General features: G+C 60.1%; 20 protein-coding genes and 1 pseudogene. 10 read left to right on the forward strand and 11 right to left on the reverse strand.

Annotation, left to right across the window (positions count from 1 at the left end; all coding sequences use genetic code 11):
- The first annotated feature begins 520 nt into the window (after positions 1 to 520).
- Together FQ182_RS08440 and FQ182_RS08445 are read left to right on the forward strand one after the other, a co-directional pair.
- Positions 521 to 1,651: a methyl-accepting chemotaxis protein gene (locus FQ182_RS08440; RefSeq protein ID WP_371923863.1), complete on the forward strand. Its 1,131-nt coding sequence runs from the start codon at positions 521 to 523 to the stop codon at positions 1,649 to 1,651.
- 122 nt (positions 1,652 to 1,773) lie between these two features.
- The gene (locus FQ182_RS08445; RefSeq protein ID WP_149412701.1) at positions 1,774 to 1,977 is read left to right on the forward strand and encodes a hypothetical protein; all 204 of its coding nucleotides are present in this window, start codon (positions 1,774 to 1,776) and stop codon (positions 1,975 to 1,977) included.
- Between the two features lie 10 nt (positions 1,978 to 1,987).
- Here the strand turns inward: FQ182_RS08445 and FQ182_RS08450 are convergent, their stop codons facing one another.
- Positions 1,988 to 2,221, reverse strand: a complete 234-nt coding sequence (locus tag FQ182_RS08450; RefSeq protein WP_149412700.1) for a DUF2789 domain-containing protein — start codon at positions 2,219 to 2,221, stop codon at positions 1,988 to 1,990.
- Between the two features lie 84 nt (positions 2,222 to 2,305).
- Positions 2,306 to 2,536, reverse strand: a complete 231-nt coding sequence (locus FQ182_RS08455) for a hypothetical protein (protein WP_149412699.1) — start codon at positions 2,534 to 2,536, stop codon at positions 2,306 to 2,308.
- Positions 2,537 to 3,332: 796 nt separating this feature from the next.
- On the opposite strand from FQ182_RS08455, the gene FQ182_RS08460 reads away from it, so the two are divergent.
- From FQ182_RS08460 to FQ182_RS08470, 3 genes are all read left to right on the forward strand, one after another.
- Complete coding sequence (locus tag FQ182_RS08460) at positions 3,333 to 3,782, forward strand: hypothetical protein (RefSeq protein WP_178114417.1); 450 nt, start codon at positions 3,333 to 3,335, stop codon at positions 3,780 to 3,782.
- Positions 3,782 to 3,979: a hypothetical protein gene (locus FQ182_RS08465; RefSeq protein ID WP_149412697.1), complete on the forward strand. Its 198-nt coding sequence runs from the start codon at positions 3,782 to 3,784 to the stop codon at positions 3,977 to 3,979. Before FQ182_RS08460 ends, FQ182_RS08465 begins: the two co-directional genes overlap by 1 nt.
- Before the next feature lie 126 nt (positions 3,980 to 4,105).
- Entirely contained in the window at positions 4,106 to 5,122 is a 1,017-nt protein-coding gene (locus FQ182_RS08470) for an ABC transporter substrate-binding protein (protein ID WP_149412696.1), read from the forward strand.
- A gap of 45 nt (positions 5,123 to 5,167) precedes the next feature.
- On the opposite strand, the pseudogene FQ182_RS08475 reads toward FQ182_RS08470, so the two are convergent.
- Positions 5,168 to 7,293: pseudogene (locus FQ182_RS08475) on the reverse strand (TonB-dependent receptor).
- A 93-nt stretch (positions 7,294 to 7,386) separates the two neighbouring features.
- Complete coding sequence (locus tag FQ182_RS08480) at positions 7,387 to 7,776, reverse strand: DUF2946 domain-containing protein (RefSeq protein ID WP_149412695.1); 390 nt, start codon at positions 7,774 to 7,776, stop codon at positions 7,387 to 7,389.
- A gap of 93 nt (positions 7,777 to 7,869) precedes the next feature.
- Between FQ182_RS08480 and FQ182_RS08485 the strand changes: the two genes are divergently transcribed.
- A complete protein-coding gene (locus tag FQ182_RS08485) occupies positions 7,870 to 8,307 on the forward strand; it encodes a DUF3995 domain-containing protein (protein ID WP_149412694.1) in 438 nt (145 codons plus the stop codon).
- Positions 8,308 to 8,642: 335 nt separating this feature from the next.
- Here FQ182_RS08485 and FQ182_RS08495 read toward each other — a convergent pair whose 3' ends face one another.
- The 7 genes from FQ182_RS08495 to FQ182_RS08525 form a co-directional block, all read right to left on the reverse strand.
- Positions 8,643 to 9,011: a Na+/H+ antiporter subunit G gene (locus FQ182_RS08495; protein ID WP_149412692.1), complete on the reverse strand. Its 369-nt coding sequence runs from the start codon at positions 9,009 to 9,011 to the stop codon at positions 8,643 to 8,645.
- Positions 9,008 to 9,286, reverse strand: a complete 279-nt coding sequence (locus tag FQ182_RS08500) for a K+/H+ antiporter subunit F (RefSeq protein ID WP_038846025.1) — start codon at positions 9,284 to 9,286, stop codon at positions 9,008 to 9,010. The genes FQ182_RS08495 and FQ182_RS08500 overlap by 4 nt, the downstream gene beginning before the upstream one ends.
- Positions 9,283 to 9,771, reverse strand: coding sequence for a Na+/H+ antiporter subunit E (locus tag FQ182_RS08505; protein ID WP_149412691.1), 489 nt, complete (start codon positions 9,769 to 9,771; stop codon positions 9,283 to 9,285). The genes FQ182_RS08500 and FQ182_RS08505 overlap by 4 nt, the downstream gene beginning before the upstream one ends.
- A complete protein-coding gene (locus tag FQ182_RS08510) occupies positions 9,768 to 11,450 on the reverse strand; it encodes a monovalent cation/H+ antiporter subunit D (RefSeq protein WP_149412690.1) in 1,683 nt (560 codons plus the stop codon). Before FQ182_RS08510 ends, FQ182_RS08505 begins: the two co-directional genes overlap by 4 nt.
- On the reverse strand, positions 11,447 to 11,791 hold the full coding sequence (locus FQ182_RS08515; protein ID WP_149412689.1) for a Na+/H+ antiporter subunit C: 345 nt from the start codon (positions 11,789 to 11,791) through the stop codon (positions 11,447 to 11,449). Before FQ182_RS08515 ends, FQ182_RS08510 begins: the two co-directional genes overlap by 4 nt.
- Positions 11,791 to 14,712: a monovalent cation/H+ antiporter subunit A gene (locus FQ182_RS08520; RefSeq protein ID WP_149412688.1), complete on the reverse strand. Its 2,922-nt coding sequence runs from the start codon at positions 14,710 to 14,712 to the stop codon at positions 11,791 to 11,793. The genes FQ182_RS08515 and FQ182_RS08520 overlap by 1 nt, the downstream gene beginning before the upstream one ends.
- A gap of 181 nt (positions 14,713 to 14,893) precedes the next feature.
- Positions 14,894 to 15,823 (reverse strand): DMT family transporter, encoded by a 930-nt coding sequence (locus FQ182_RS08525; protein ID WP_149412687.1) that lies wholly within the window; start codon positions 15,821 to 15,823, stop codon positions 14,894 to 14,896.
- A gap of 92 nt (positions 15,824 to 15,915) precedes the next feature.
- Here FQ182_RS08525 and FQ182_RS08530 point away from each other — a divergent pair, with 92 nt between their 5' ends.
- The 4 genes from FQ182_RS08530 to FQ182_RS08545 all read left to right on the forward strand — a co-directional run bounded on the left by FQ182_RS08530 (position 15,916) and on the right by FQ182_RS08545 (position 19,614).
- A complete protein-coding gene (locus tag FQ182_RS08530) occupies positions 15,916 to 16,479 on the forward strand; it encodes a helix-turn-helix domain-containing protein (RefSeq protein WP_149412686.1) in 564 nt (187 codons plus the stop codon).
- Positions 16,480 to 16,633: 154 nt separating this feature from the next.
- Positions 16,634 to 17,830, forward strand: a complete 1,197-nt coding sequence (locus tag FQ182_RS08535) for an SfnB family sulfur acquisition oxidoreductase (protein WP_149412685.1) — start codon at positions 16,634 to 16,636, stop codon at positions 17,828 to 17,830.
- Between the two features lie 12 nt (positions 17,831 to 17,842).
- A complete protein-coding gene (locus FQ182_RS08540; RefSeq protein WP_149412684.1) occupies positions 17,843 to 18,235 on the forward strand; it encodes an acyl-CoA dehydrogenase in 393 nt (130 codons plus the stop codon).
- The gene (locus FQ182_RS08545) at positions 18,235 to 19,614 is read left to right on the forward strand and encodes an LLM class flavin-dependent oxidoreductase (protein WP_149412683.1); all 1,380 of its coding nucleotides are present in this window, start codon (positions 18,235 to 18,237) and stop codon (positions 19,612 to 19,614) included. Before FQ182_RS08540 ends, FQ182_RS08545 begins: the two co-directional genes overlap by 1 nt.
- The last annotated feature ends 91 nt before the right edge of the window (positions 19,615 to 19,705 follow it).

Here is a 19,705-nt window from a genome sequence, read left to right on the forward strand (position 1 = left end):
TGGCGTTTAATGCAGACACAATAACGACAAGCAGTGGGGTGACAACATGGCTGGGGACGGATCTCTGACAGGCGCAGCGGTGCCGCCGCAAACGGTGGCTCGCCATCTGCCCGGTTGGGTGACACCACTGCTGCAAAGCGTCGCCCTGGTGCTGTTGCTGCTTGGCCTGGCATTCGCGAACCTGTCGATTTACCTCTGCCTGCCGGTGGCCCTGCTGCTGATCTGGCTGCCCCGCCTGAAAACCCGAACACCCAGCGCCGCGCCAGCGGTGGCCCACGACGCCATGGGTGAATTGACTCGCGATCTGTCCTACACCACCAGCCACAACGCTCTGTCGGCCGCTGGCGTGGCCTATTCGGTCAAGCAACTGGCCGCTAGGCTGCAGTCGCAATTGAGCGCCGCCCAGCAGATTGTCAGCAGCGCCGAAGTCATGATCGGCACCGAGCAGGTCACTTCCCAACTCAGCCGCCAGGCCCTGGGCGCCGCCAGCCAGGCTCACCAGCGCAGCACCGAAGGCCGCATGGTGCTGGCCGAGTCCATCACCCGCATGCATCAGCTCAGCCAGCGCGCCAATGACAGCCGCCAGTTGATCGAGGCGTTGAGCCTGCGCAGTGAAGAAATCCAGCGGGTCACGCTGGTGATCCAGTCCATCGCCAGCCAAACCAATCTGTTGGCCTTGAATGCCGCCATTGAAGCGGCCCGGGCTGGTGAGCACGGTCGCGGTTTTGCGGTGGTGGCCGATGAGGTGCGCGGGCTGGCCGGTCGAACGGCCACCGCTACCGATGAAGTCGGGGTGATGGTCGCCGATATTCAGCAACGCACCGGCCAGGTGGTGGAGCAGATCCGCCAGCTGTCGGCGGATTTGCAGTCCGGCGTAGAGCAGGTGGAACAGGCTGGCCAGCAACTGGAGAGTATTGCCACCCTGGCAGCGGATGTGGAAGGCCAGGTCGGCGAGATCGCCCAGGGCACTGACACCAACCGCGAGCAACTCGACAGTTTGTTCCATGCGGTGGAACAGATGCGCAGCGATTTGACCGTCAGCGACCAGCAAACCCGACAACTGGCGCAGGCCGCTGTGCAAATGGAAGGGCAGGCCGAAACCATCAGCGAACGTCTGGCTGAAGTCGGCCTCGACGACTATCACCAGCGCATCTACGACCTGGCCCGGGAGGGCGCCAGCCAGATCGCCGCGCAGTTTGAGGCCGATGTCCTGCAAAATCGCGTCAGCCTCGATGACCTGTTCAACCGCAGCTATACGCTGATCCCCAAGACCAGCCCCAGCAAGTATCACAGCCGTTTCGACGGCTATACCGACCAGGTTTTGCCGAGCATCCAGGAAGCGTTGCTACCCCGTCATGAAGGCCTGGTATTTGCCATCGCTTGCACGCCCCAAGGCTATGTGCCGACCCACAACAAGGCTTTTTCACAGGCGTTGACGGGTGATGCCCAGGTAGACGCGGTGCACAACCGCACCAAGCGCAAGTTCGAAGACCGCACCGGGATTCGCTGTGGCAGTCATCAGCAGGCAGTGTTGTTGCAGACCTACACGCGCGATACCGGCGAGTTGATGCACGACCTCTCGGTGCCGATCATGGTCAAGGGCCGGCATTGGGGTGGTTTACGATTGGGGTACAAGCCTGAAGGACGTTAACTGAAGGTGATTGTTACCGGCCATGTAATGAAGCTATTCCGCAGATAGCTTTTTCCAGCGGGAGGAAAACCGTAGCATGAGCAGTATTGTTAGCTTGCTAACTAACTGTGCGGAGAACCTTAATGCAAAGCAAAGTCGATGTCGCCGTGATGATCGGCAGTGGTGTGCCGCCAACGCTGCGCGCGCTGGGACGCAAGGCCTGTTGGGTGGTGTTGCTCAACGGTGAACAGCGCGGCACGGCCTTCGCCAGTCGCGATGAAGCCGAAGAATGCCGTGCTGCCTGGCAGGCGCTGCTGAGGGCGGAACAATCAGACCGCCTGCATTGAATCCAGCCTACTACGACTGATGGAGGCGCTGGTTCAGTTCATCCACGGCGATAGCCCAGTCGGCATCTTCACGCAGTTCTTCTTTTAAAAATTGAGCCTGCTGTGGTGACCAGAACGGTGCGTCGATCAACTTCACGTCTTCAGGCAAGTGATGCTGGCCGATAAAGCTGTCGATCATCTTCGGGGAAGCATCCAGCCCCAACTGTTCAAACAGGTTTTCAAGGGTATGTGTTGGCGCTTCCATATCGTTCTCCATGGGCGAAGTCATCGGTATGCATGGGAGGTTTTGCGCGCTGGAGAGTTCGATCTGATTATTGCGTCCGGCCAGTTACGAGGTCAGCGCCCCTGAGTCGACGGCGTTTTTAAGTGCCTGGGCGGCATCCTTGGCGGCCGCTGCGGCAGCGTCTACGGTTTTGAACCAACGATCCTTTTCCACCTGGTGAGCAGTGATCGTGGTCAGAGGTGCCTTTGCCCGCATGACAATCACGGCTTGAAATTCGCCGTCTACTTCCCTGGCTTCGCCATGGATGAAAAATTCGCCTATATCAAATTCCGTCACGTATAGCCTTCCCTTGGAGGTAATTGCGCTGATGAACCCATGCCGCATGGGGCAAACTTCATTGGACGGGCCAGTATGGCAGTTGTTGTTGGCTGGTGGCGCAGTAAAGTGGTTGATGTGACGAAACGACAACCCTGGGCACTCAGCACCGTCGGTGCGTACATGAGGGCTTCGAGTTTTTTGGCCAGGGCGAAAGCCTTTGATTCGACCGCTGGACACTTCCAGGATGTGGAAAAAGTTTCTTCCTGCGGGCACTACCCGATACATGGCTGAATGCAGGCACCCGCCATCGGCGTCCAGGCTGTAGAATACACCGTCATCGATAAATGCTGAGCCCGCGTGTGAAAGGGCAGAGCGGTGTTGAAGTAGTTGCATGGTCAGCTCCTGTCGATCGGTGCTGTTGACCCGCTTGCAGTTCTTTCGGGTGGTTTTGACCCGTGTTGCTGTTTTAGTATTGCCGTCAGCATCCGACGCCTGGTTCCAGACCAAGGTATTTTCTTTCGTTTTGGCTGTCGGAAAACTACATTTTCAAATGGGTTATTCTCTGAAGTTGATCGTCCAGTATTCTCTGGAGGTTGAACTTATGATTTCCTGCAACGCCTGACGACCTTCGCTTAAGGTCCGTCGGGCACGTCTGCACGGGTCTTGCGGCGCCGTGGTGGGAGTTTTTTTCAGCTTTTTCTGTGTTACATATTTCATGACCGTGCCGTATTGGCCGCTTTTTCGTGCTGCCCGCTTGGGCAGGTAGCACCTTTTTTGATGTGGGGGCGTTTCCTTGGCAGTCAGTAATCTGGATATGCACGCATTGTTCGTGTTGGGTGATTTGCGCGCAAAGTTGGTCAAACAGTTTCAATCCCGTTTTGTCTACATCACTGAACAAACGCCTGAAGGCATTTACATCGCCGAAGTCGATACAGAGGCAGCGATGGTGGTAGACGACAAACAGCGACTAGAACTCAAGGTGGGTGATCATTTTCGTGCAGCTGTATTGCCGAGCCGTGAAGGTGGCAAGTTCGAACTCAAGTTCCGCGATATCAAGTTGACTGTGTATGGGCTGGGCGACTATGCGTTTGTTTCCTCGGCTGAAGGCCAGGGCATTGTGTTCAAGGAAGGTCACAACGTGATGCTGGTCTTCGCTGCCAACGAACAGCTGCAGGAAGGTTTGACCAAAACCCTGAAAGCCGTGACCGGCAAGGCTGCCAAGTGGCGCAAGGGTGAACTCGTGACCTTCAAGGCCAGCGAGTAATGAGCCTGGACCGGGCGCAATTTCACCAGCAGCACTTGTCGGACTCCCAGGCGAAGGCGGCCGAGTTGTTTGCCCGCAAGGGTGATTTGCAGGGTGCCTGGTTGAACTGGGTGGCCAGCCAGTTGTACGAACTACGTCCCGCCGAGTACGCCAGCATGGTGCGCCGAGAGTTGCAGCATTTGCATAATCTGCCGTAAAGGCAAGCGACCTGCCTTGTTCATCGAAACCTCTACTACAGTTGAGTTGACTTAAGTATTCAGAGGCTTCGCGGTGTTACAGCAAAGCCATCCGCTATCGCTGTGTAAAACACGAGGTGCAAAGGCATGAAAGCAATTCGAGCGCTGTTGGCGGCTTCCCTGACGACTCTGAGCCTGTCGGTGGCGTCGCTGCCGGTGTCGGCCTCCCAGGCGCCGATCCATTTTGCTGACCTGAACTGGGAAAGTGGCAGCTTGATCACTGAGGTGCTGCGATTTATCGTCGAAAAGGGCTATGACTTGCCCACCGATACTTTGCCCGGCACCACTATTACCCTGGAAACCGCCCTGGCGAAAAACGATATCCAGGTGATCGGTGAAGAATGGGCAGGACGTAGCCCGGTGTGGGTCAAGGCCGAGGCTGAAGGCAAAGTGGCCGGCCTGGGCGACACCGTCAAAGGTGCCACCGAAGGCTGGTGGGTGCCGGAGTACGTGGTCAAGGGTGACCCGGCCAAGGGCATCAAACCCCTGGCGCCGCAGTTGCGCAGCGTAACGGACCTGGCGCGCTACAAGGACGTGTTCAAGGACCCGGAAGCACCGACCAAGGGCCGTTTCCTCAATAGCCCCATCGGCTGGACCTCGGAAGTGGTCAACAAACAGAAACTCAAGGCCTATGGGCTGGACGATAGTTATGTGAACTTTCGCAGTGGTTCGGGCGCGGCGCTGGATGCCGAGATTGCCTCGTCGATCCGTCGCGGCAAGCCGATCCTGTTTTACTACTGGTCGCCCACGCCGCTGATTGGGCGCTTCAAGCTGGTCCAACTGGAAGAGCCACCGTTTGACGCCGAGGCCTGGAAGACCCTGACCGATGCCGATAACCCCAATCCGAAACCGACTCGCTCTCTGGCATCCAAGTTGAGCATTGGTGTGTCGACGCCGTTCCAGCAGCAGTACCCGCAGATCTGCGAGTTTTTCGCCAAGGTCGACTTTCCGATTGAACCACTGAACAAGGCGCTGGCCGAGATGAGCGAGAGGCACACGCCGCCCCGTGAAGTGGCGCAGGCGTTCCTCAAGTCGCACCCAGAGGTCTGGAAAGCCTGGTTGACCGAGGATGTGGCGCAGAAGGTCGAGGCCAGTCTGAAATGACATCTAGAGATCGTCCCCACAGCGTGGGAACGATCTCTATTTTTTTTAGAATCGCGTTTGCACCGCTACCTCAAATGTCCTCGGTGACCCCAAGTAATACGCCGGCGACACATGAGCAAACTGGGCATACACCTCATTGGTCAGGTTACGTACCCGGCCAGTCACGGAGGTGTGCCGGTCCACTTTGTAAGTCAAAAACGACCCGAACAAGGTATACGCCGGCATCGTCATCGTATTGGCATTGTCGGCATACACCGACGCCACATACCGCGCATCCACCCCCCTTGCCAATCCGGTGCAAAGTCATAGGTCAGCCACACATTGCCCACCCGCTTCGGCACGTTGGTTGGCGTATTGCCCTTGCGCGACACTACTGCGCCGCTGGCGATTTTTTCATTGAAATCGTCGTACTTGGCATCAACCCAGGCGAAGTTGCCCTCGGCCAACAGCTTGGGAGTAATCCGCAAGGAACTGGCCAATTCGATACCCTTGGACGACTGCGCGCCCACCGCAATGCTGTTGGTCGAGTCCTGCGGATCAGTCACGGCGAAGTCCTTGCGCTCGATCTTGTAGGCGGCAACAGTGGCGGAGCCCCGGCCGTCGAGGTAGTCAAACTTGCTGCCCACTTCCCATTGCTTGCCGGTAGACACGTCGAACACCTGGGTGGTGGTCGACGGCTGTTCGGCGGCGGTGCTGTATTGCACGTAGACATTGGCCGATGGAATGAACTGGTAGGTCAGGCCGATGCGGCCGGTCACGGGTTCCCAGCGGCGCTTGAAGTGCCGCGGGCTGGTCGTCGTCGCCACCCGATGATTGGTGACATCCAGGTCAATGGCGTCGTAGCGCAGGCCAGTCAGCAGTGACAACTTGTCGGTCAGCCCCAGGCGGTTTTCCACGAACAGCGCCTTGGTGGTCACTTCGGTGGTCTTGTCCTTGATAAAACCGGGCCGGGTGCCGGGAATGTCGTAGAAGTGCCCTGGATCGTAGTTGTTCGGGTCCACGCTGCTCTTGCCCGACACGTTCAGCGGGTTGTTGGTGGTGCTGTTGACCTTGTACTCGAAACCTCCGGACCAGGTGGTCGCCAGGCCGAAGAACGTATCTTCATGGCGCAGCTCGAACTGGTTGCCGTCCTGTTCGCCCTGATGGCGCACCTGATACGCCGTGGAGCGGTTTACCGCGCTGTTATCGGCGTTGTACTGGTACGTCTCCAGGTTGCGGTAGTCGCGCTGGCTTTCCAGGTGATAAAGGGTGTTACGCAGGCTGGTGCTGTCGTTGATCCGGTAGTCGATGATCGACCGCGCCCAGATTGTCCGTTGCTCGTAGCGACCGTCCGCCACGTTGTAGTTGTTGAAGCGGTTGTGTTTGTCGATCTTCAACTCGCCGGCCTTGGGATTGAGTACCGGCGTGCCCCAGTAGGGGCTGTCTTCGTGTTCGTCCTGGTATTCCAGGGCCAGGGTGTGGGACAGGTTGGGCGTCAGGTCGCTGAGCAGGGAAAACGCCACGCTCCAGGCGTCGCGCTGCTGGCGGTCGATGTAGGTGTGGTTGGTGTTGCGACTTACATCCAGGCGCGCGTAGTGCTGCACCTCGGCGCCGGGTTCGGTGAGGGCGTGATTGAGGCCCAGGGCCAGGCCAGTGGTGTCATAGCTGCCATAGCTGATCCGGCCTTCGACGACCTGTTCTTCGCGGGTGGCCAGTTTGGTCACGTAGTTCAGCGAACCGCCCACGGAGCCGGCACCGTTGATCAGCGAGGAGGGGCCCCCCACCAGTTCCACCCGGTCGTAAATCCACACGTCCACCGGCCGCGCCAGGCCGCTGGCGACGTTGATGCCATTGAACATCTGGGTGATCTGGCTGCTGGTGAAGCCCCGATAGGAGATAAACCCGCCAAACCCCGGCGGTGCGCTGGCATTGACGCCTGGCAGGGAATTGGCGGCGTCCTGGAAGGTCTTGGCGCCTCGGCGCTCGATATCGTTGCGGTTGGCAATGCTGATGGAGGCCGGGGTTTCCCGCACGCTCAATCCCAGGCGCGAAGCCATGCCGCTGGATTGATCCAGGGCCAGGCCCGGCTCGGCGGCTTGTTCGCCATCAATGGTGGTGGACGCCAGTTCAATGGCCCAGGCGCTGACAGGCAGGCAGCCGAACAGGCTCGCCAACAGAGGTAAATGTTTCATCGGTAAATCCTGAAAAGCTTGGCTTGAAAGCAACGCACAAGGACACGCTCTCCGGTGGGAGGTCATGTTCTGTGCAGATCAAAAAGCGAAGAATCAGACGAAGGCGGGCGGGGCGCGCGGATTAGCCGCAGGCCAGGTAAAGCGGGAAGGGCTGTCGGCGCTGGCAACAACCCCGGCCGGCGGGGCCTGAGGCTGCGGCATGACTGCGACATTGAGGCTGGAGTTGAGCGCCGGGCCCATGCCGCCGCTGGAGCACAGCGGGCAGCCAAAAGCCTTGGACAGGGTTGGCAGGGATTCATCGGTGGAGCTTGCAGGCGCGGGCGACTGGGTGCGCGGGTCGACCGTACAGAACTGGCCGCCAATACCATTTAGCTGCATGCCGACCATTTGCCCATGGCCGATGCTGCAGGCGAACACATTGAACAGGACGCAGCAATAGAGCATCCAGGCAATGAGTGAACGGTCGGTACGGGCGAGTTTCATGGGGCGGCACTTTATCACCAGCTGTCGACGAAATACCCACAAAAAATCTCAGGAGGACTATCCTATTTCGAACTTTTTAGGGGATATCCAGCCATGAGCTTTTTCGTTGCGCGGTGGGTTGTCGGGATTTTTACCTTTATCAGTATGGTGCATGTGTACTGGGCGGCCGGTGGCAAGCTGGGGAGTGCGGCAGCTATACCGCAGCTGCCCGCAGAGTTCTCCAGGGGACCGCGTCCGGCCTTCAAACTCACTGCACTGGGGGCGTTGTTGGTGGCCGCCGGGCTGGTGTTGATTGCGGTGTTGGTGTGTTTGCGGGCGGGGCTGTATTTTGATCCGATCAGCCATAAGGCCTTGCAATGGGGGATCAGTGGCGTTGCCGTGATCATGTTTGCCCGGGCGATTGGCGATTCGGAGTTAGTAGGTTTTTTCAAAACGGTAGGTGGGTCGCGGTTTGCTCGCCTGGATACGTTTTTTTATTCGCCGCTGTGTTTGGTGTTGGGGGTGGGGCTGTTGGTTGTAGCTTGGAATTAGGGGGCTGACAGCCAGGAAGCCCGCGTTATAGTTAACGACCATCGCGAGCAAGCTCGCTCCAGGTGGCAGTAGATCCGCTCTTGCTTCTCACCACTCAGGTCGGCTACCAGGCCGCCGTGCTTTTGCTTTTGATCTTGATCTTGATCTAAGGCGCCCCGTTAACCACGATGCCGGAGAGAGGGCATGCCGAGCCTAAGCGAGGCACCAAGTGGTGGGGCAAGAGCGCTTTGGTTACTTTGCCGCTTTTGCAAAGTGACACGCCGTAAGGGCGTAACCCTAATCCGCCCTGACTAAAATAACGGATATATACCCAGTAAAACCAAAAAAACCGCCCATCACCCCCCATTCTCAGAACTGCGACTACTCACCTCGGCCGGCACATCATCCCCCGCCATCCGCTTGCGAAACAACGCTGTACGCGCCAGCAACAGCGTCGTCACCGGCACCGTGATCGATAGTAAAATCGGAATCAACCAGCCATGAAGCACCGGCCCGGACTTGAGCGCCGAAAAGTAAATGATCGAGGCCAGCGCCACACACCAGGCCCCCAGCGTTGAAGCCAGCGCCGGCGGGTGCATGCGCTGGAAAAAATCTTTCATCCGCACCAGCCCAATCGCACCAATTAGCGCAAACAGACTACTGAGTACCAATAAGATCGCCACCAGGATCTCGACCCACAGCGGCAGCGCGTCCACATTGATCATTCAATCACCTCGCCACGCAGCAGGAATTTCGCCAGGGCAAACGAACCCACAAAGCCAAACAGTGCAATCAGCAGCGCCGCCTCGAAGTAAGTGTCACTGGCATAGCGAATGCCCAGCACCAGCATCATCAGCATCGCCAGGATGTACAGATAATCCAGCGCCAACACTCGGTCCTGGGCCGAAGGGCCCTTGAACAGGCGTACCAGGGTCAGGACCATCGCCAGGGAAAACAGGAACAGGCTGAGCAGGATCGCATTGGAGAGCAGGGCACTCATTCGAAGATCTCCATCAAGGGCCGCTCGTAGGCGTGCTTGAAGTGCTCGATAAACTGCGCTTCGTCATCCAGATCAAACACGTGCAGCAGCAGAATGCTGCGGTCCAGGGCCAGTTCCGACCAGATGGTGCCGGGGACCACCGTGGTGATCATCGACAGCGCCGCCAGGCCGTTGGCGTCCCGCAGGTCGAGGGGGATTTTGATGAAGCGCGACCGGGGAGGGCGCGAACCGCAGGTCAATACGCCCCAGGCTACCAGCAGGTTGGACACCACGACATCGCGACCCACCAGGAAGAACAAGCGGATGATCACCCCAGGGCGGCGAATGCGGATCGGCAGCGGCCGCAACGGCGCCATCATCAGCGGTGCGCAAAAGCCCAGGATCGCCCCCAGCAGAAGGTTGCCGGGGCTGATGGACAGGTTCAGTACTAACCACAATAACCACAGCGCCAAGGACAGCCATGGGGCAGGAAACAGACGCTTCATTGCTGCACCTCCAGCGCGGCGGCACGGGCCTCTGGGCTCGGAACCGGACGGGTGGCCATGACGGCCATGACGTACTGCTCGGGGTTGTTCAGGCTGGCGGCGGTGTCCTGGGTATAACGCATCAGCGTTTCGGCCTTGAAGGTCAGCCCGATGCACAGGGCCAGCAGGACGAAGATTGGCACGCACTCGAAGCGCCGCAGCAGCGGTGACGGTCGTTCTTCCGGGGTCCAGAAGCGCTGGATGCCGAGCCGGGCGAAGGCTATCAGCGAGGCCAGCCCCGAGAAGATCAACAGCGCGACCAAGCCCCAGGCGGCCGGGCGGATCGGCTCTTCCGGGGCATTGCCCAGGCCCAGTGGGTTTATCAGTGCGCTAAGCAGGCTGAGTTTACCGATGAACCCCGACAGCGGCGGCATGCCGATGATCAGCAGGGCGCAGGCAATAAAGCTCAGGCCGAGGAAAGCCACAGTCCAGGGGATCATCTGGCCGACCACGGCTTTCTGTTCATCGTCCAGGTTGGTGCCTCGTGGCGGATGCAGGGACTCGACTGTCCGAGGCAACGCTTCGATCTCATCGTCCAGGGGCAGTTCGTTGGCGGAGCGAGAACGTTCGATCAGCTCTGCCAGCAGAAATAGCGCGCTCAATGCCAGCGTCGAGCTGACCAGATAGAACAGTGCGCCCGCGGTCAGCGCCGGTTGTGCAAAACCTATCGCCGACAACAGGATGCCCGCCGAGACCAGGATGCTCAGGCTGGCCATGCGTTCCAGGCGTTGCGCGGCGATCATTGCCAGGGCGGCGCAGATGATGGTTGCCATGCCGCCGTAGATCAGCCAGTCGCCGCCAAAGTACGCCGAAGCGCCGGCCTGGCCAGAGAACAGCAGGGTCCACAGGCGCAGCACGGTGTACACGCCGACCTTGGTCATGATTGCAAACATTGCGGCCACCGGCGCGCTGGCCGCGGAGTAGGCCGGTGCCAGCCAGAAGTTCAGCGGCCACATTCCGGCCTTGGCCAGGAACGCCGTGGCCAGGATCGCTGCGCCGGCATGCAGCAGGCCGCGATCGGTTTCGGGCACCAGGGGGATTTTCAGCGCCAGGTCAGCCATGTTCAGGGTGCCGGTGACACCATAGATCATTGCCGCGCCGATGAGGAACAGCGACGACGCCAACAGGTTGATCGCGATGTAATGCAGCCCCGACGACACCCGCGCCCGACCGGAGCCATGGAGCATCAGGCCGTAGGACGCTGCCAGCAGTACCTCGAAGAACACGAACAGGTTGAACAGGTCGGCGGTGAGAAACGCACCGTACAAGCCCATCAACTGGATCTGGAACAACGCGTGAAAGCTGGCGCCTGCGCGGTCCCAGCGGGCCATGGCGAACAGCAGGGCGCTAACGCCGATGATCCCGGTGAGCACCAGCATCAGCGCTGACAGCCGATCCACCACCAGCGCGATGCCGAACGGCACCTGCCAGTTGGCCGGCAGGTACACACCGATAGAACTGGTGCCGTCCTGCTGGGTCCAGTACAGCAAAAGCACCGAGACGCCGAGGCCGATCATGCTGGAGAACAGATTGATTCGTGCCTTGAGGGGGCGGTGTTTCTCGCCGAGCATCAGCATCAGCGCTGCCGTCAGCAACGGCAGCAGGATCGGCGCGATGATCAATTGGTTCATCCAGCTCATTCCTTAGGCTCCCGACCGTCCACATGGTCAGTACCGGTCAGGCCCCTGGATGCCAGCAAGACCACCAGGAACAGCGCGGTCATGGCGAAGCTGATCACAATCGCCGTCAGCACCAGTGCCTGGGGCAGGGGGTCGGTGTAGTTGAGCAGGTCTTGGGGTACGCCGTTCTTGATGATCGGCTCCTTGCCGATAAACAGGCTGCCCATGCTGAAAATGAACAGGTTGACCCCGTAGGACAACAGGCACAGGCCCATTACTACCTGGAAGGTCCGTGGCCGCAGGATCAGCCAGACGCCTGAGGCCGCCAGGACCCCAATGGCAATTGCGATGACTTCTTCCATCAGGCGGCTCCTCCTGGCGTCGCAGTGGCTTTCGCCTGGCTGCTGGGTTTATGGGCACGTACCGATTGGTGACCCAGGGCGGTGAGCATCAACAGCGTCGAGCCGACCACTACCGCGTACACGCCAACGTCGAAGAACAGCGCGCTGGCGATATGGATATCGCCCAGCACCGGCAGGCTCAAGTGCAGGGTGTGGGTGGTCAGGAACGGATAACCGAACGCCAGCGCGCCAAGCCCGGTCAAGGTCGCCGATAACAGGCCAACGCCCATCCAGCGCAACGGCCGCAGGCTCATCTGCGCCTCGACCCACTGGGTACCGGCCACCATGTATTGCAGGATAAATGCCACCGACATCACCAGACCGGCGACAAAGCCGCCGCCCGGCTGGTTGTGGCCGCGCATGAACAGGTAGAACGACACCACCACCGCAATCGGCAGCAGCAGGCGCACTAGCACCGCGGGCACCATCATAAAGCCCAGGGCGGTGTCGCTGGCCTGGCGCGGGTTGACCAGATCGGTCGCCACGTCCGGAGCCAACTGGCGCTGTTGCGCGGGCAATTGCACGCTTTCTTTGGGGGGGCGGAAGCGGCGCAGCAGGGCGTATACCGTCAGCGCCACGGCCGCCAGCACAGTGATTTCCCCTAGGGTGTCGAAGCCTCGGAAGTCCACCAGCATCACATTCACCACATTGGTGCCGCCGCCTTCTGGCAGGGCGCGACTGAGGTAGAACGAGGAAATATCGTTGGGGGTCTGGCGCGTCAGCATCGCGTAGGACAACAGCGCCATGCCGCCGCCGACCACGGTGGACAGCAGCAAGTCCCGCAGGCGGCGGATGCGCGCCTTGCGCAAGGAGCCGGGTAGCGGCGAGACCTCTTCGATCCGTCGGGGCAGCCAGCGCAGGCCCAGCAAAATCAGCACGGTGGTCACTACTTCCACCACCAGTTGGGTCAGGGCCAGGTCTGGCGCCGAGAACCAGACGAAGGTGACGCAGGTCATCAGGCCGCAGACGCTGACCATGGTCAGGGCCGCCAGCCGGTGGTACTTGGCTTGCCAGGCGGCGCCCAGGGCGCAGGCGATCGCCAGCAACCACAGGGTGACGAAGACGATGGAACCAGGGATCTTCGGACGGTCGCCCCAACTGATGCCGCTGTTGAGCATCGGGATCAATCCGGCGATCACCGCGGCCAGCACCAGCAGGAACAATTGGGGCTGCAAGCGCTTGGTGCTGATGCGTTTTTCGATCTTGCGCACGCCGCGCATCATCACCACCAGGCTGCGCTCGAACATGCGCTTGCCGTTGAAGTAGCTGATGATCGGCGGGTACTTGAAGCGCCCTTGCTTGAGCTGTTTACGCAGCAGCAGGTAGAGCACGATGCCGCCGGACATGGCCACCAGGCTCATGATCATTGGCGCGTTCCAGCCGTGCCAGACGGCCAGGCTGTATTCAGGCAGCACGCCGCCGACCACGGGAAGTGCGGCCGCCGCGAGGATCGAACCGACCACCTGGGCCGGGAAAATCCCTACCAGCAGGCAGGTGAACACCAGCAGTTCCACAGGCGCGCGCATCCAGCGAGGCGGTTCGTGCGGGGTGTGGGGCAAGTTGGTGGCGGTTGGTCCGAAGAACACATCCACCGTGAAACGCAGGGCATAGGCAACGCTGAAGGTGCCGGCGATGGTGGCGATCACCGGCAGGGCGATCTCTACCCAGGCGGTCGACGAGATAAATACGGTTTCGGCGAAGAACATTTCCTTGGACAGGAAACCATTGAGCAGCGGCACGCCGGCCATGGAGGCGCTGGCGACCATGGCCAGCGTGGCAGTAAACGGGATCAGGCGGATCAGGCCGCTGAGTTTGCGGATATCACGGGTGCCGCTTTCGTGGTCAATGATGCCCGCAGCCATGAACAGCGACGCCTTGAAGGTGGCGTGGTTGAGGATGTGGAATACCGCTGCGACAGCTGCCAGCGGGCTGTTGAGACCCAGCAAGAGCGTGATCAGGCCAAGGTGGCTGATGGTGGAGTAGGCCAGCAGGCCTTTGAGGTCGTTCTGGAACATCGCGCAATAGGCGCCGAGCAAGAGGGTAATGGCGCCAGCGCCGCCGACGATCCAGAACCATTCTTCGCTGCCAGACAGCGACGGCCACAGTCGGGCCAACAGGAACACGCCGGCCTTCACCATCGTTGCTGAGTGCAGGTAGGCCGAGACCGGTGTGGGCGCCGCCATGGCGTGGGGCAGCCAGAAGTGGAAGGGGAATTGGGCGCTTTTACTCAGGGCGCCGATCAGGATCAGCGCCAGCAGGGTTGGGTACAGGGCATGGGCTCGAATCTGGTCGCCGGCAGCCAGCACCAGGTCCAGGTCGTAGCTGCCGACGACATGGCCGAGCAGCATTACCCCCGCCAGCAGGCACAAACCACCCGCACCGGTCACCATCAGCGCCATATAGGCACCGCGGCGCGCATCGGAGCGGTGATGCCAATAGCCGATCAACAGGAACGAGAACAGGCCGGTCAGTTCCCAGAAAAACACGATCTGAATCAGGTTGCCCGAAATCACCAGGCCCAACATGGCGCCCATAAACGCCAGGAAGAAGGCGAAGAAACGCGGCACCGGGTCGTCCGGCGACATGTAATAGCGGGCGTACAGCGAAACCAGGGCGCCGATGCCCAGCACCAGCATCGAGAATAGCCAGGCAAAGCCGTCCATGCGCAGTACGAAGTTCAGTCCCAGGCTGGGCAGCCAGAAGAACTCTTCGCGAATCACGCCTCCGTCGGCGATCTGGGGGTAGAGCAGGGCGACTTGTACGGTTGCGGCCAGGGCAACAAGGCCGGCCAGCAGGGATTCAGTGTTACGTGCGTTGTGCGGCAGCAAGGCCGCTAGACAGCTGCCGATAAAAGGCAGAAGCAGTAGAACTATCAGGGACATAGGCTTCTAATCTGCGGGAGTTTGGGATGCATCATACGTGCCGGATTCTGGATCACCAAATGGCAACCTGTGGCAGAATCCTACAAGAGGGGCAGAAGGCAGCTACAAGCTGCAAGCCTCAAAGCGCATGATAAGAGCGGTACGCGTACTTCTTGGAGCTTGCAGCTTGCAGCTCAAGACATCAACCCTGGTTTTCCTGCTCTAACTCTTTTTCCGAATCGGCGCTCCTCTGGCTGCCCCTCTTCATTTCACTGACAATCACTGCCGCCACAATCAACACCGCCCCCAGCATGGCAATTGGAGGGAACCGCTCGCCGGCAATCCGCCCCACCACGCCGGCCCACACCGGCTCACCGGCATAAATCAAGGTCGCCCGGGTCGGCGAAACGCTTTTTTGTGCCCAGTTCATTGCCAACTGAATCACTGCGCTGGTCAGCCCCAGGCCCACGGCGCTGAACAGCAGCAACCAGGAAAACCCCGGCAGCGCTTCGCCCATGGGCACCACCATCAGGAACGACAACACCGACGCGGTGGCCAGTTGCACCACCGTGACCCGGCGCACATCCACCTGGCCTGCATAGGCGCTGATCAGGATGATCTCGGCAGCAATCGCAATGGCCCCGATCAAAGTGGCAATTTCACCAGGGCTGAAATTCAGCGACGCGCCCGCAGGGCCGGTCAACAGCATCAGCCCGGCGAACGCCAGCATAATGCCAATACTCGGCATCAACCCCGGACGGCGACCCAATACCAGCCATTGCAACAGTGGCACGAAAGGCACATACAGCGCGGTGATAAACGCCGACTGACTGCTCAGAATCGTCTGCAGGCCAATGGTCTGCAAACCATAGCCAAACATGATCGCCACACCGATAAAGGCCCCGGCCTTCAGTTCAAACAGGGTCAAGCCCCGCAGGCTGCGCAGCGAGAACAGGCCCACCGCCACAGTAGCCGCCGCAAAGCGCAGGCCGACAAAAAACATCGGGCCGCTCACCGTCATGGCATGTTGCACTAGGATAAAGGTGCCGCCCCAAAACATGGTGATCAGCACCAGCACGCATTCGGCTTTGCTGAAACGGGAAACGCGCAGGGAGGAGGTAGAGGAGGTCATGGCGGCTCTGGTCTTGCACAGGAAGGGCGCGGAACGCACAATGCGCCGCAGCTGGGCAGTATACTGCGCAATTCAACCGAGTGAGCAATATAGTGCACAAAGAAAATCCGCAACGAGCCTCGGTCCTGCAGCACGTCAGCCAGAACGTTCGTCGCCTGCGCCACGCCGCCGAGTTGAGTCAGACGGCTTTGTCCGAAAAGTCCGGCGTCAGTCGCCGGATGCTGGTGGCCATTGAGGCCGGCGAAAAGAACGTCAGCCTGTCTACTCTGGACCGCGTCGCCGAAGCCTTGGACGTGGCCTTCAGCGACCTGATCCAGGCCCCAGACGCCCGTGATCATAGCCGCATCAATGAACTGGCGTGGGCGGGGGACATCGACGGCAGCAAAGCCGTGTTGCTGGCCAAGGCCACCGCCCGGCGTGAAGTCGAACTGTGGGAGTGGCGCCTGGAACCCGGTGATCGCTATTGCCCCGATCCCGACCTGGAAGGCTGGAGCGAGCAGCTGTTTGTCTTCGAGGGGTGTCTGACCCTGATGTTGGGTGAGGAAGCGCATCAGATCAGCGCCGGAGAGTTCTACATGTTCGCCAGCCACCAGCCCCATAGCTATCGCAATGACGGTGAAGTGGCGGCGCGGTTTGTGCGCAATGTGGTGATCTAACTGTTCACGAGGCAACAGTGGTTGGACACTTTGCTGGTTTGAGGCTACGTCAATTTCTATTTTTGTTATGTAGCATACTGATTTTATTGATAGTTAAATTCAGGCACGACTCCTGCAATTGCTCCGGTATCTCTCTGGAGCCTGGAGTCGGCCCATGTCAGCCCAACCTCTACACCCTGCTCATATCATTCGCACGGACGCCGAGGCTATCGCTGTCGCCACGGCATTGGCCGAGCGCTTCGCTGTTGACGCCAGCGTGCGCGACCGCGAGCGGCGCCTGCCCGTCGCGGAGCTGGACGAATTCTCCGCCAGCGGCCTGTGGGGCATCACCATTCCCAGAGCCTACGGCGGCGCCGAGGTGTCCTATGTAACGGTGGCCGAGGTGATCAAGTTGATCTCCGTTGCCGATCCCTCCCTGGGGCAAATCCCGCAGAACCACCTGGGCGTCGTCGATATTCTTCTGCAAACCGCCAGCGAGGCGCAGAAGCAGCATTACTTCGCCAAGGTGTTGCAGGGCTATCGCTTCGGCAATGCCTTCTCTGAAGCCAAGAGCAAGAACGCCGGGACCTTCGACACGCAAATCCGCTTTGACGGCGACAGCGCGCAGATCGACGGCGAGAAGTTCTACTGCACCGGCGCCCTGTTCGCCCACATCGTGCCGACCGTTGGCGTCAACGAGCAGGGCCACGCCTTTATCGCCTTTATCGAACGGGACGCCCCAGGCCTGACAGTGGTCGACAGTTGGGACGGCTTCGGCCAGCGCACCACCGCCAGCGGCGGCGTAACCCTCGACGGCGTGACGGTGCCGCTGAGCGCGGTAATTCCCGCTCACCTGGCCTTCGACCAACCCACCGCCAACGGCCCGATCTCGCAAATCATCCAGGCCGCCGTGGACACTGGCATCGCAGTCGGCGCGCTAGAGCAAGCCAAGCATTACGCCCGCCAGGCCCGACCGTGGATCGACAGCCAGCAGGAACACGGCTGGCAAGACCCGTTTACGATCGCTGCCATCGGCGACCTGGAATGGCGGGTCCATGGCACCGAAGCCATCCTCGCCAAAGCCGGTAAGGCGGTAGACCTCGCCCTGGCCGAACCCAATGAAGACACCGTGGCCAACGCCTCGTTGATCGTCGCCCAGGCCAAAGTGCTGTCGGCGCAAACGGCCTTGCTCGCCAGCAGCAAGCTGTTCGAGCTGGCCGGCACTCGTTCGGTATCGGGTAAACACAACCTCGACCGCTTTTGGCGTAACGCCCGCACCCACACGCTGCATGACCCGGTGCGCTGGAAATACCACCTGATCGGCAATTTCCTGCTCAACGGCGTCAAGCCTGCGCGCCATGCCTGGAACTGAGGAACCTATTCAATGAATGCACTGACGCAGCCCACCCCTTTGGACCAGGCCCGCCAACTGCTGGAGAGCACCCTGCGCTTTGTTCGAAAAAGCGACGATCCCTATGTGATCAGCCGTTTTGGCGACCTGCTGATTCGCATCGATGTCGCCGCCGCCTTGCTGGAGCGCGCCGAACTCATCCAGGCCCAGGGCCAGAGCACTGCAGAAATCGATGTGGCCTTCACCGAAGCCCAGATCGCCAGCAGCGAGGCCTTGCTCGCCGCCAGCAATGCCGAATTTGAACTGACCGGCCAGCGCACTGCGTTACCGCCGTCCCTTGATGACCCATTGCGCTGGAAATACCAGATTGTCGGCAACTACCGCCTCAATAACGTGGTGCCACCCCGCGTCAGGAGTGCTGTTTGATGTCCCGTGAAATTCGCTTGAATGCCTTCGACATGAACTGTGTCGGCCACCAGTCACCGGGCCTGTGGGCCCACCCGCGAGACCGCTCGTGGCAGTACAAGGACCTGGAGTACTGGACCGACCTGGCGAAAATTCTCGAACGCGGCAAGTTCGACGGGCTGTTTATCGCCGACGTGCTGGGCATCTATGACGTCTACAACGGCAACGGTGACGCGGCGATTCGCCAGGCCACCCAAGTGCCGGTCAATGATCCCTTGTCCTTGATCGCGCCGATGGCCCTGGTTACCGAACACCTGGGTTTTGGCCTCACGGCATCACTGTCCTTTGAACATCCCTATCCCTTCGCCCGGCGCCTCTCCACCCTCGACCACCTGACCAAGGGCCGCGTCGGCTGGAACATCGTCACCTCTTACCTGGAAAGCGGCGCCAAGAACCTTGGCCAGAAAGCCCAGACCGAACACGACGCCCGCTACGACTACGCCGAGGAATACCTTGAGGTTTGCTACAAACTCTGGGAAGGCAGTTGGGAAGACGGCGCGGTGCTGCGGGATCGCGAGCGGCGGATCTTCAGTGACCCGAGCAAGATCCATGAGATCCGGCACGTCGGTAAACACTTCCAGGTGCCGGGGATTCACCTGTGTGAACCGTCGCCACAACGCACGCCGGTGTTGTACCAGGCTGGCGCTTCCAGCCGTGGCAAGCAGTTTGCCGCCGAACAGGCCGAATGTGTGTTCGTCGCCGCACCGTCGAAAGTCCTGCTGAAAAAGACCGTCGCCGACATCCGCCGCCGGGCCGCCGAAGCAGGGCGCGATCCGAAGAAAATCCTGATCTTCAATTTGCAGACGGTGATCGTTGGCGAAACCGACGCCAAGGCCAAGGCCAAGTTCGACGATTACAAATCCTATGTCAGCTACGAAGGGGCGATGGCGCTGATCTCCGGTTGGACCGGTATTGACTTCAGCCAGTTCAAACCCGATGAACCGCTCAAACATGTGCACACCAACGCCATTCAATCGGCGGTGGAAGCGTTCTCCACGGCAGACCCGAACAAGGTCTGGACGCCTAATGAGTTGGCAGATTGGGTGGGGATTGGCGGTTTTGGCCCACTGTTTGTCGGCGGTCCCGAGACTGTTGCCGATCTGTTGCAGGAATGGGTTGAGGAGACCGACGTTGACGGCTTCAACCTGGCGTACGCGTTGACCCACGAGACCTTTATCGACGCCGTGGAACTATTGGTGCCGGAGCTGCAGAAACGCGGGGTGTACAAGACGGAATATGCCCAAGGCACGCTTCGCGAGAAGTTGTTTGGGGAAGGGGCACGGTTGCCGCAGAACCATCCAGGCGCCGGCTACCGAGACCTCAAAGCCACCGCTATCTAACTGCATTATCGTTCCCCCGCTCCGTGTGGGAACGATCATCAAATTCCGGCCAGCGGACCACCGCACGCTTAACCACCAATAGGAGCATTAC

It is taken from the genome of Pseudomonas sp. ANT_H4 (genome assembly GCF_008369295.1).
Taxonomy (GTDB): domain Bacteria; phylum Pseudomonadota; class Gammaproteobacteria; order Pseudomonadales; family Pseudomonadaceae; genus Aquipseudomonas.